Raw genomic sequence first — 13,253 nt, 5'->3', positions numbered from 1 at the left:
TTTATTAAATTAATTTAAAAGCAAATTTTCATATAGTTGCTTTTCTTTTTAGTCAATTACAATATTACATTATTTTTTTATCAAATAAAGTAGTAAAATCTTAACAAGATCATACCGCCTACAAGTTTAGTATTTACCCAAAAAACTCACCATTTTCACAATAATTATCTCCTGTTAGAGGGAAGAAAATTATAGTGCAGTCTTTGTTATTGTTAATACGTTTAATCAATTTAGTCAGAAAATCAGCCGTCTGCTTTTTCACTTCTTCGCCTCGATCAAACCAATAAAGCTCAATAAAGGTAAAGCCTTCAACGATTTTTCCATCAAAAATATACTCGGTTGGATAATGCTCTAAGGTAAACCAATCACGATCGCAACCAATGATTTCCGTTAAACCATCAATGATTTCTTTGCTGTTTTCAACAATTAAATTTTTCTCAATTCCACGAATTTTTAAATGTGGCATCGTTTTGCTCCTTTGGGATTTTATAAAATAGTTCCGTCATTATATTTCAAATTTGCCTATTTCTTAATACATTTAGTGAATATTTTCTTCAAAGGCTTTTAAACGTTTTCTGATCGACATTAACTCAACGACCGATCCCCACGAATAAACAAAGAATTGGAATGAACCTTCCACTTGATTAAATGCACGAGTAATTTGTTTAAATACACCTAATGTAATCACACCCGCTACAATAGTAGGAGCAAGCACGATGTAAGGTACCATTACATCAAACTGAATATACGACCATTTCGCCATATCAAAATAAAAATAATTCCAATATAGTTTAAAATAGTTCTTACGCACATCTTTATATAAATTTTTAACGGTAACAGGATCAGCTCGATTAGGATCGTCTTCGCCATAAACCAATTCTTTACGATAAGCAGCTTCCACTTTTTGATTATTAAACTCTAAACCCGGTAATTTAATACCGACTAACGCAAGCAATAGCGTTCCGCCCAGAGAAAATAAAATTGCCACATAAATCAAACCGTGACTGACTTCACCAATTAGAGGGTAAGTTGTGATTTTTTTGCTTAATTCCCAAAGTAATGGAAGAAAAGCAAACAGTGTCATTAAAGAGTTGATAAAACTAATGCCGAGTGATTCAACAATTTTAGCAAAACGCATCGTATCTTCTTGAATACGCTGTGAAGCCCCTTCAATATGGCGTAATTTATCCCAATGAGACATATAATAATCATTCATTGCAGTACGCCAACGGAATACGTAATGTCTGGTAATAAATTCTACTACCACAGAAAAAATAATATAAATACCAGCAATTTTAATGTAGGAAAATATTTCGAGCATTACATCAGATAATGGCACTGAATTGGGTTTAGTTAGCACATCTTGAATAGTATCAAAAAACTCGCCATACCATTCATTTATCAATACTTGAACGCTAACTTGATACCAACTTGCCGCCAATAAAAAAATACTTCCTAAAACAGACCAAGGTAAATATTTTTTGTCTAGAAAAAAGGATTTAAACATTATAAAAATCTCATATAAAAAATAAAAATACTAATGGGTTAAGATAGTGTTAAACCGCACTGAGTTTTTAAGCACTTTCGTTGCTAATTGCTCTAACTTTTGTTGAGTAACAATGTGTTCAAGCCTTGTTACTCGATACAATAAATTTGGACTATTTGTGACTAAATAACTTTCTTCAATCATATTTAGTACCATTAGCAATGAATTATATTCATTCTTTAAGCTGTTTCTTTTTTCAGCAAGTTTTTTGAAAAATAATTCTCGATCAATGCCATTGTTAAGAAAATCATCTAATATTTTATGGCTCATTTGCTTTAATTCATTTACTCTTGATGGTGCACAACTAAAACTGATTTTGCCTTCAATTTGCGATGAATAAGGGGCTTGCGAGAACCAACTTGTGACAGAATAAACCCCAGAAGCTTTTTCCCTTAAATTTAAACGCAACTCTTCTTGCAACATATCGCCCAAAATATCCAATAAATACTCATTTTCAGGGTTATAGCGGTTGTTCGTCGTTAAATAAATATCCACTTCTGCTCTCGGCTCATTTAAACCTTTTAATATAAAATCCTTGCTTGGACTATTGATAAGTAAAGGTTTAAGCGGACGATTTATTTTAACCATCGGTACAGTGGCTAAATATTTCTTCGCTAATTTTTCAACGGTTTTTTGATCGATATCGCCTACGATAAAATAGGTAAAATCTGTTTTATTCAAAATATACTTTTGATAAAGTTTTGATAAAACATCTGATTTCAAGCTATTAAAATGAGACGGTTTTTTAGTATAAACCGTTTCTCGGTTTGGATAGCGTAATTTTGACACTTGATAAGCAAATTCACTTTCTTTATCTTGGTCTGCAAAATAGCTTTGCATATCATATTGATATTTTTTTAAAACCACCTTAGAGATTGGGCTTGCTTGCAATCTAAATCGAAATAATTTTAAAATATTTTCTAAATTATCGCTTTTGGAAATGCTGGTAAAACCTTGTTTTGCTTCATCAATCACCGTCATAAATGCAATCGGATTATTACCAAATTGTTTAGTTAAATAATCTTGTGAAAATTTTCCAATGCCAGTGTCATCAACCATTGTCGTAGCTGCTTTTAATAACTGATAATCCTTTTCTGGTACAGAACGTAATCCGCCAGTGGTAATCGCACTAAAATGAACTTTTTGTGGATTTTTATCACTATAATAATAAACCAGCTTGCTGCCATTTTCTAACTGATACTCGGTTATATCCATATCATTCCAATGATTAAGCATACTGATATTGCCTTGTGTTAAAGCCAATTTCTGCTCTTTAAATGAAATAATATGTGCTTTTTGGGGGTTACTATTCCAGTGTGATTGAGATTGTCCTAACGCCTTTTCCCATAAAGCCTCAACTTCTTTTACATCAAAATTAAACGACATTTTTTTAAAGGGTTGTGTAACCAGTAATAATTTAGCTTTTAATTTTACCCACTGTTGAATAACTTGATTGACTTCATTCAACGTTATTTCATTTAATAACTTTTTGTTTAATTGGTATTTATATTGCTGAGATAAATTCACTTGATCAGTTGCTGCTGAAATCAATAAATCATCAGCGAGATTTAAACTATTAATTTCAATCCCTTTTTCCGTTTCATTTAACTTTTTAATACGTTTTACTTCACTATCAAATTCAGCTTGCTCAAAGCCATTTTGATTTATTTCCGCAATAAAATTAAATAAGATTGAAGCGGTTGTTAAATAATCATTTTTTGCAATTTTATTATTTTTTAATTGAAGGTTAAAAACCCATTCCAATGTTTCTCGACCTAAATAATTTTGATATAAATTTGCCGATTCAATTTGGTTTTTATTGGTTTTTTCCCATTTTTGTAAACGAAGGTTAGTTAAACGTATCGCTATTTGTTGCAATAATTCCTGTTTATATTCCGCAACAGTATCTTGATTTCTTAACTCTTTAAAAAGACCAAATTCAATACTTGGTGTGTTCATTTGTTTTTCAGACACTGTCGCTACACGCCATTTTTCAATCACGGGAACTCGATAATCTATTTTTGGCAACGACGTTTTAGCCGTTGTTTTTTCTTTTAGCTTTTGCTTAATTAAATTGACCACTTGGGCTGGATCAATATCGCCTACAATGATTAAGGACATATTATCAGGGCGATACCATTTTTTATAAAAATCATAAACTCGCTGTTGAGAAATATGTCTAATGATGTTCACATCTCCAATTGGATCTCTTTTAACATAACGAGAATGTGCCATTTCGACTAAACTTTTTTTATTCCCTAAACGCAACATTGGGCTTAATCTTGCTCGCCATTCTTCTAACACAACGCCACGCTCTGCATCTAAATCTTCTGGCAAAATAGTCAAATTATGTATCCATTCATTCACAACATCTAAGGCAAGATCGAGATTTTTTTCATTATTTTTCGCTAAATTGAGCGTATAAACCGTATTTTCAAAATCAGTGAACGCATTGATATCTCTGGCAAATTTCATTCCCAGTTTTTCTAAAATATCAATAATCTGATTTTTAGGGAATTTCTTAGAGCCATTAAATGCTAAATGCTCAACTAAATGAGCAACCCCTTTTTGATCATCATCTTCATTTAATGATCCTGCATTGACCACCAACCGAAGGTAAACTTTATCTTTGGGCAAGGTATTTTTTAACACATAATAACGCAGACCATTTTCTAATGTCCCTTTTGTAACTTTCTCATTAAAAGACAATTTCTCAGCGGGGTTAAAATGAGAAACCCCACAGCTATTTAATAAAAAAATAGCACATATAAATAATATTTTTTTCATCATTATCACTAACTAAAAAAGGGCAATAATTTGCCCTATATAATTGATATTTAAAGGTTAATTAAAATTCATAGCCTAATTCAAGCCAGAATTCACGACCAGCAGTATAGAAACCATTATTAATGCCTCTGCTTGTCATTCCTTTTCTCGTTTTATTTAAAACATTAAGTACGTCAAATTTTACATAAGGGCTATGTTTACCAAATTTAGGTGACCAACGAACACTGGTATCCCATTGAACATGAGTACCATAATCAAAGCTTGTGTAAACATCATCAACATTTGTTTCATTCACACCTTTAATTGGTGCCTTAATATAAAGTTTATTTCTCCAATCGATACTATAATCAGGGATAGTCATATCCAAACCGAAACGAACCGTCCAATTTTCACGATTATTATTGATTTTACGTCTCATATCACCATAAGACATTGATTTACCATCAAGTATTACTGGTTTATTTAAGTCTGTTTGAGCATAATCAAGGGCATCAACATCTAACCAATCAATACCAAGTGAAGTATTCCAATAAGTTTTTCCTAACTTCCAAGCATCTAAATTAGAAATTTGTAAAGTATAAACATTAACACCATAATCATCACCTTTTACATAGCAACGATCTGATCCATCAACACAATTTTTTGATAATACAATACGATCTTTATTTTTTCTATGAATAAAACCTGCATTAAACATCACATTTTTATATTGTTGATTAAAGCCTAAACTCAGCTCATCAGAATAAGGTGTTTTAAATGATTTGGTATCACTATAGCGATTAGGTGAAACATTATCTAGCTTAAAAATACCCTGTGCTAACTTCATTGCTGCAAAGCTACGCCCATAATAGCGGTTTAAACCTAAGCTCATTGAGGTTGTTTCAAGTGGTGACCAATTTGCAACAAAACGTGGCGCAATATTGGTATTTTTTAAGAAATCATCACGCTCAATACGGATACCTGGTCTAAAATCAAAATTACCTACTTTAATTAAATCTTCAGCATAAAGTGATAAGTTTTGATATTTCGTTTTTACTGTTCCTTTGAAAACGTTATTAGATCCCATATCCATTTCAAATGGACCGAATCCAAAGTCCATTATCATTTTCATAGATGCAGAAGCATCTTGTTTACGATTATATTTATAATGTGTAGATTGATATAAACCACCTACTGAAATGGAGTGAGAAACATTACCCAAATCAAAAGGATTCACCGCATATTCCATTGAATAATGAAGGTTATTTTGAGTTAATTTACTATTTCCCATTCCCCCTTTAGATATTTCATATCCATCATAAATTGTTTGATCTAAATGTGTTGCACTCGATTCACGTTTATCACTAAAATAATCATAAGCAAGTGTCGAAGTTAAAACACCTTTATTAAATCCATGAACCCAAGCAAACGTAGCACCATAGGCTTTATGATAGTCATCAACATCACTATTAAAAATATCTGCAAGATATTTACTCTCTTTATAATTAGAATATCTTAATCCTAATTCAAAACGATCATTATCTGATAACCTATAATTAAAATTAGTTAACAAATTATCTGAACGACGAGTATTATTTTCATTACCGTATGAAATATTTCCTGTCTTTTTATCTACAGACATTATTTTTGCTTGTTGAATATTAGCAGTTCTTCGGCTCACACCAAATACAACACCTAAATTATCAGTTAAAGATTTTTCAGCAGAAAGACTAAAAAAGTTTTTATCATACTTTGGTTGGAATTCAGCAACAAATCCTACTGGTGTTGCTTTTGAAAATCTATCTGCTAAATCACTATCTACATCAAATTTAGCCCATTGTGAGCGCGAAGTACGATAACGTAGTTTTACTCGATCTTTACCATCATAATATTTTGTTTTAGCAACAACAGCCCCACCAGAAAAACCACCCAAACTAGCAGAAACATTACTGTCGTGAACAACTATAGAAGATAATAAATTTGCATCAAAAAAATAAGCTTGAGGATTACTAATATTTGGATATTGAGCCATTGAACCATCAAAAATTTGTTCACCCGCTTTTCCCAAATCATTATTAATATTTACATTATCAACATAATAACTAGTTTGAGATTCCTCAGCACCATTGATAGAAATTTCAGCTGGTTTGATTTCACCACGCATTAAACTTGTTTCATCACTATTTTCAAAACGAATATGTGAATTAGATTTTAAATAATCAGAGATATTCCCATTTGAAACGGGTGTTTTTGCAATCTCTTTACTGGTAATTTTTTGGGTTGAAGAAAGTCCTGTATTTTGTTGTCCGTAAACCACCACTTCTGACAGTTTATTTTCTACTAATTGTTGATTGTTGATTGTTGATTGTTCCACATTATCTGCATACACAGGTAATGCAACAGCCACCGTACTTGTTAAAATAATTGATTTATGAAGTTTTTTCACATTAGCCCCTTTGTTTAAAAATAATAACGATTTGTATTTTAAACAAAAAGCATAAAAAAGTCTATGATTAATAATCATCCAGTTTCAACTGTAATGCTTTAATATAGTAAGAGTTTTATTGGAAGATTTAATGTATAAGCGGTGGGATTTTCTTTATTTTTTACAATTTTTGTAAATTTTTATAAAAATATAACCGCCTGGTTGAGTTGTTTTGAGTTATAGTCTACTAGGTAATGGAGTTAGGTATTCGCCTTTAATGAAAAGGCAAGGGTGTTGCTTTCCTTTCATATTTAATTTTATTTCGTCAACAGGAATATATGCAGGACAAAAAACTTTTGTTTCTCCTAAATTCCAAGCAAAATAGCCGTAAAGAGCATTAGAATATTTATATTGACTACTTTCCAAAAAACAAAGATTGTACTTACGATTATCACAATAATCCCATTTTCTAAATTTATTTTTTAGAGCATGAAAGCTTTCTTCATCAATATAAAGCCCTTTACCTTTATTTAATCTAAAAATTTTATTTTCAATAAAACGTTTATCCAATAAATACCAATTCGCTTCCTTAGAATATTCATAAAAGTTTATTTTTTTTGCTGTAAAATTGGGTAATTTCGCAACAAACAGAAATATAAAAGCACTACTTATACATAATACAACTTGTATATTAAACATCTGATCTTTATTGCCTGTATTATAAAAATAACTAAATGGAATAACCAATGAGACCAGATACAAACATGAAAAAATAACTAAAAAACAAGGTTGCGATGTTAAATTTATATTAAAAAATATTAAGATTATACTAATGAAGCAAACGACTAAATAATAAAGTATAGTAAAACACTGCTCTGCTTTCCCTTTGGCTTCCTTTAACAAATAAGAGAGCACAATAGGTAGACCAAAAGAAAAAATTAAGAAAATAACAAATACTATAATTATTGATACTATGCTTTGATTAGCTAAGATATCAGGAAAAATAGATAATGCTGATATACTATCTAAATAATTTCTAACAACCATTGCACCAAAAATATAAGAGCTTATTGTAACTAAAAAAATAAAAATAGTACTATAACTTGAAAAAAACTATGTCTATATTTTTGAGCTTCTTTCTCTTTATTTATTCGTTCTTTATTAGAAAAAAGATTTTTCAAATATCTATAATTATTCATTTTAAACCTCACAAAAAAGTCCATTCAATGGACTTTCTTAAAACCTTAACCCAACTCCTCAACCAACTCCACCGCATAACCAATATAATTCGCTGGTGTCATTTGTTTCAAGCGTTCAATTTCAGCCTGTGGAAGCGGTAGCGTTTCAACGAAATTTTGCATAATTTCTTTGGTTACTCGCTTGCCTCGTGTGAGTTCTTTTAATTTTTCATAAGGTTTTTCAATACCGTAGCGACGCATTACGGTTTGAATCGGTTCAGCTAATACTTCCCAGTTTTGATCGAGATCTTCAAGTAAACGTTCTTCGTTTACTTCTAATTTACTGATCCCTTTTAAAGTTGAGCTGTATGCAATCAACGAATAGCCCACACCTACACCTAGATTACGCAATACCGTAGAATCCGTTAAATCACGCTGCCAGCGAGAAATTGGTAATTTCTGAGCAAGGTGGCTCATTAATGCATTGGCTAAACCTAAGTTTCCTTCGGAATTTTCAAAGTCGATCGGGTTTACTTTATGTGGCATTGTACTTGAACCGATTTCGCCCGCAATAGTGCGTTGTTTGAAATAATTTAAGGCGATATAACCCCATAAATCACGGTCAAAATCAATTAAAATGGTGTTAAAACGTGCGATACAATCAAAATATTCCGCAATATAATCGTGTGGTTCAATTTGAGTTGAGTACGGATTCCATTCAATGCCTAATGATGTCACAAATTCTTGGCTGAATTTATGCCAGTCAATCTCAGGATAAGCCGATAAGTGAGCATTATAATTCCCTACTGCACCGTTGATTTTTCCTAGCACTTCAATTTGTTGCAACTGTTTAAATTGACGTTTTAAGCGATAAGCTGTATTCGCCATTTCCTTACCCATTGTCGATGGAGTCGCTGGCTGTCCGTGTGTGCGACATAGCATTGGAATATGCTGATAACGATTTGCTAGCTCAACAATCGCATTAGTTACCGCTTTCCATTGTGGCAATAACACCTCTTCACGTGCCGTTTTCAACATCAATGCGTGAGAAAGGTTATTGATGTCTTCCGACGTACAAGCAAAGTGCCAAAACTCACTAATTTTAGCCAACTCAGGCAACCCCTCACTTTTCTCTTTTAAGAAATATTCTACGGCTTTAACATCGTGATTGGTAACTCGCTCAATCTCTTTAATTCGCTGAGCGTCTTGTAATGAAAAATTCATAATAATTTGATTTAAGTAATCGTTTGCTTCTTGTGACAATGTAGAAACTTCTTTGATTTCAGTATTTTCAGCGAGTTTTTGTAACCAGCGAACCTCTACCATTACACGAAATCTAATTAATCCAAATTCACTAAAAATTGGACGTAAATCTGCGACTTTGTCTTGATAGCGACCATCAATAGGCGACACAGCAGTAAGGCTATTAAGTTCCATAAAATATTCTCCGATAAAATTATAAGGTTTGATAAAAAGATTGCATTTGGTTTAAGATTTTTTTACGGGCAAACAAAAATTGCCAACGTTTTCCGCCAACTTGTTGCCATAATACGCCCGCTCGCACGCCAGCAAGCAAGGTTGCTCGAATACGATTTTGAACATCTGTTCGAGAAAGGTGTTGTTGCGAACCTGTTACTTGAATTTGTGTACCCAATGGGCTAATAACTTCTCTATAAATACTCGCTAAATTCGCAATAATTTGCTCATTTAGTATATCATTTTCACAAATCAATAACTGACGCTCAACTTGTTGTAAGCGTTGTACCAGTTCAGTTTTTGCCACAGGATTTTCTAGTAATTTTTTACTCAATGCAAGTATTCCAATCCAATAACGACTCACTTCAGTATCTAAATTACCTTTACCGCCACCAAATTGAGCCATTGCAACTTCAATGCCTAATTTTAAGTGAGATAAATCATTATCAAATACCGCTAAAGTGCTATCAGGTTGCGAAACGAATAAGCTTTTTAAAGCGTAACTTAGTATTTCATTATCCTCTCCACAATTTCCTTTATGTGCAAATTTCTGCACTAAACTACCCGCTTGACAAGCCCCTGCGACTGCCACTGAAATATCAAAATAATTCGCCATTGTTTCATCTTCAAATTAAATAAACATAGCCTAAGAATATAGCATTTTTTATGCTTTTTTAGAATGGATGATTTGGTTTATTGGAAAAAATATACAAAATACACAAAATTAGTTAATACTTTTCTAAAAAGTGTCGCCTAGTATATTTATAAAACAAATGTCTTATGCTTAAGCATAATTTTAAGAAATGATCTCTGTTTATTTTGGAAAGGGCTCAAAGATAAATTTGAGCCCTACTTTTAACCTAACGCCGTTTTGAAGAGACAATATTTTCTGTTTACGGCTATTTACGACTTATTCTGCTTTCTCTTTCTCTGTTTCAACAAGAGGTTCTATAACCGTTTCTACCTCTTTAGGTTGTAACGCTTCTTTATTGTCTTCTAACTGAAGTTGTTCAAAAAGATCGATACTGTGAGTTTCAGGTAATAATTTTTCAGAACCATCCGCTAAGTGCGTGTATAATTTTTTATAATCTTTTGCAAGGGTTGATAATAACACTGCACTTTCAGAAAAATGCGTTTCCAACTGTTTTTTCTGTACTTCTTTTTCTGCTTTTACTTTTTTAAATTCTTTTTCAAGTTTAACATGTTGTTTTACATTTCCCTTAGTAAAATACATAACGAAGTAACCTAAAATTAAACCAATGACAAAAGCAATTACAACGGCTGTCCACATTTCATTTGTCCAGTTTTGCATAATATTCTCCTAAATTTAAGTATAAAAAATTAATAATCATCCCTCTATAATAACACTATTTACTTCCCTTATATATGCTTTATCTTTAATTCTATGATACAAATCACAAAAATCAAATGATATCACTTCTCTTTTTACATTTTGTTTACTTATCGGTTTATATCTTTTTGTTATTTCATATAAAAAAATTTTCCTAGTGAATAATTTAAGAAAAACGTATTATCTTTTGAAATTAAATAAAAAAAGGAACCACAATGAAAATCTACGAAGATAATTCTCTAACAATAGGAAATACGCCTCTTATTCGCTTAAAACACTTCGGAAATCAAGGTAATATCTTAGTTAAAGTAGAATCTCGTAATCCGAGTTTTAGTGTAAAATGCCGTATCGGAGCAAATATGGTATGGCAGGCTGAAGAGGATGGTATATTAACTTCAGATAAAGAAATTATTGATGCAACCAGTGGGAATACAGGTATTGCACTTGCTTATGTTGCAGCAGCAAGAGGGTATAAATTAACGTTAACAATGCCCGAAACAATGAGTCTTGAGCGTAAACGATTATTACGAGGGTTGGGAGTAAATTTAATCTTAACTGATGGTTCAAAAGGAATGAAAGGGGCAATAACAAAAGCGGAAGAAATTTTAGCTAGCGATCCTGCACATTATGTAATGTTAAGACAATTTGATAATCCTGCTAACCCCGATATTCACCAAAAAACAACCGCCCCTGAAATTTGGGATGCCACACAAGGCAATGTTGATGTGATTGTAGCTGGCGTAGGAACAGGTGGCACAATTACAGGCATTTCTCGTTATTTCAAACAAGATAAACACAAACAGATTATAAGTGTTGCTGTTGAGCCAAAAGAATCCCCAGTCATTACACAAACTTTAAATCATCAAGAAATTAAACCTGCTCCGCATAAAATTCAAGGTATTGGAGCAGGGTTTATTCCTAAAAATTTAGATTTAACATTAATTGATCGAGTTGAACAAGTGGACAGTGAAACTGCGATTGAAACTGCGCGTCAATTAATGGAAAAAGAAGGTATATTGGTAGGTATTTCATCAGGTGCAGCGGTTGCTGTAGCGGATCTTTTAGCAAAATTACCCGAATTTAAGGATAAGATAATAGTTGCTATTCTTCCTTCTGCTTCTGAGCGTTATTTAAGTACACCTCTTTTTGATGACGTGGATATTTAATTCAACAAAAAAGAAAGAGAGACAGAATATATTCTGTCTCTCTCGTGTCAATTAAATAATAATTATGCTGTAACTAATTTTACTAATTCTTTATCAATGTAATATAGACCTTTACTGTCTTGACCTAATAAATTCAATTTATCTAAAATGCCACCGAATAACGTTTCTTCTTCGTGTTGTTCGCTCACATACCATTGCAAGAAGTTAAATGATGCAAAATCTTTTTCTGCCAAGGTAATCTCTACTAATTCGTTGATTTTCTTAGTAATTAGTTTTTCGTGTTCAAAAGTAAGTTCTAATACTTCTTTCAATGATGAAAATTCTGATTTAGGTGCTTCAATTTCAGCAATGGTCGTATATGCCCCAGTTTCATTCAAATAAGTAAATAGCTTTCTCATATGTACCATTTCTTCTGTTGCGTGTTCACGTAAGAAAATAGCCGCACCCTCATAACCTTTATTTGTACACCACGCACTCATCTGAAGATATAAATTTGATGAATAAAGCTCCAAGTTTAACTGTTCATTTAACATTGTAATAATTTTATTTGATAACATATTTTTTTCCTCTTTGTAAATGGATTAATGGTTTGCACCAAGTGTTGCTAATTCACGATCAATTAAGTAAAGACCTAATTTATCACCACCAATCATATTAAATTTATCGACAATACCATTGAATAAAGTTTCTTCTTCGTGCTGCTCACTGACATACCATTGTAAGAAATTGAATGCAGAATTATCTTTACTATCAAAAGTCACCTCGACTAATTCATTAATTTTACTCGTAACAAATTTTTCGTGCTCTAACGTAATTTCAAAGATTTGTTGTAATGATTCAAACTCGGTACGAGGTGCTTCAATTGTACCTAGCAATGGTAAACCACCCGTTTCGCTCACATAATCAAAAAGTTTTTGCATATGCTCAAGCTCTTCATCCGCATGACGTAATAAAAATTCAGCCGCTCCTTCATATCCGTGATAAGCACACCACGAACTCATTTGTAAGTAAATATTTGAAGAGGCAAATTCTAAATTTATTTGCTCATTTAATTTGTTGATAATTGATTGTTTTAACATTTTGGTTTCTCCATTTGTTCTATTCAATAGGTTGTAACGTTGAATACATTGTAAACCAAATTCTCAATAACATCCACATTGTTGATAATCAAATAAGAACCATTATTACCTAACTCTTTGATTTATTATAATAAATTCAATCTATTCGCATTAGTATATGTTGATATATAAAGCATAAAGATAGGAAATAAAAGGCTTCAAACGAATAAAGATTATCCTTAAAAAGACATTTTGATAGGTTTTGATTATTGATTTAATAGTTAAAT

Annotated in this window: 11 protein-coding genes; 1 reads left to right on the top strand and 10 read right to left on the bottom strand. The window is 31.9% G+C overall.

Going from position 1 to position 13,253, the window contains the following annotated elements:
- Positions 1-133 precede the first annotated feature (133 nt).
- From KGI96_RS02155 to KGI96_RS02120, 8 genes are all read right to left on the bottom strand, one after another.
- Positions 134-466 (bottom strand): DUF1904 domain-containing protein, encoded by a 333-nt coding sequence (locus tag KGI96_RS02155; RefSeq protein WP_211598472.1) that lies wholly within the window; start codon positions 464-466, stop codon positions 134-136.
- Between the two features lie 72 nt (positions 467-538).
- Complete coding sequence (locus KGI96_RS02150; protein WP_211598474.1) at positions 539-1,507, bottom strand: putative transporter; 969 nt, start codon at positions 1,505-1,507, stop codon at positions 539-541.
- Positions 1,508-1,537: 30 nt separating this feature from the next.
- A complete protein-coding gene (locus KGI96_RS02145; protein WP_229577206.1) occupies positions 1,538-4,336 on the bottom strand; it encodes a M16 family metallopeptidase in 2,799 nt (932 codons plus the stop codon).
- 58 nt (positions 4,337-4,394) lie between these two features.
- Positions 4,395-6,758: a TonB-dependent receptor plug domain-containing protein gene (locus KGI96_RS02140; protein ID WP_229577204.1), complete on the bottom strand. Its 2,364-nt coding sequence runs from the start codon at positions 6,756-6,758 to the stop codon at positions 4,395-4,397.
- 216 nt (positions 6,759-6,974) lie between these two features.
- Positions 6,975-7,784, bottom strand: coding sequence for a hypothetical protein (locus KGI96_RS02135; RefSeq protein ID WP_211598478.1), 810 nt, complete (start codon positions 7,782-7,784; stop codon positions 6,975-6,977).
- 197 nt (positions 7,785-7,981) lie between these two features.
- Positions 7,982-9,352, bottom strand: a complete 1,371-nt coding sequence (gene purB / locus KGI96_RS02130) for an adenylosuccinate lyase (protein WP_211598480.1) — start codon at positions 9,350-9,352, stop codon at positions 7,982-7,984.
- A gap of 19 nt (positions 9,353-9,371) precedes the next feature.
- Positions 9,372-10,007: a high frequency lysogenization protein HflD gene (hflD, locus tag KGI96_RS02125; RefSeq protein WP_211598482.1), complete on the bottom strand. Its 636-nt coding sequence runs from the start codon at positions 10,005-10,007 to the stop codon at positions 9,372-9,374.
- A 294-nt stretch (positions 10,008-10,301) separates the two neighbouring features.
- Positions 10,302-10,703 carry a Z-ring associated ZapG family protein gene (locus tag KGI96_RS02120; protein WP_229577201.1) on the bottom strand — a complete coding sequence of 134 codons (402 nt, stop codon included), beginning with the start codon at positions 10,701-10,703 and terminating at the stop codon, positions 10,302-10,304.
- A gap of 254 nt (positions 10,704-10,957) precedes the next feature.
- Here KGI96_RS02120 and cysK point away from each other — a divergent pair, with 254 nt between their 5' ends.
- The gene (gene cysK / locus KGI96_RS02115) at positions 10,958-11,908 is read left to right on the top strand and encodes a cysteine synthase A (protein ID WP_211598484.1); all 951 of its coding nucleotides are present in this window, start codon (positions 10,958-10,960) and stop codon (positions 11,906-11,908) included.
- A gap of 62 nt (positions 11,909-11,970) precedes the next feature.
- On the opposite strand, the gene ftnA (KGI96_RS02110) is transcribed toward cysK, so the two are convergent.
- Both ftnA (KGI96_RS02110) and ftnA (KGI96_RS02105) read right to left on the bottom strand, forming a co-directional pair.
- On the bottom strand, positions 11,971-12,465 hold the full coding sequence (ftnA, locus tag KGI96_RS02110) for a non-heme ferritin (protein ID WP_211598486.1): 495 nt from the start codon (positions 12,463-12,465) through the stop codon (positions 11,971-11,973).
- 24 nt (positions 12,466-12,489) lie between these two features.
- Positions 12,490-12,987 (bottom strand): non-heme ferritin, encoded by a 498-nt coding sequence (ftnA, locus tag KGI96_RS02105; RefSeq protein WP_090920331.1) that lies wholly within the window; start codon positions 12,985-12,987, stop codon positions 12,490-12,492.
- Between the last annotated feature and the right edge of the window lie 266 nt (positions 12,988-13,253).

The sequence above is a fragment of the Phocoenobacter atlanticus subsp. cyclopteri genome (assembly GCF_018343795.1).
Lineage (GTDB): Bacteria > Pseudomonadota > Gammaproteobacteria > Enterobacterales > Pasteurellaceae > Phocoenobacter > Phocoenobacter atlanticus.
This window is presented reverse-complemented; position numbering and strand designations above follow the sequence as displayed.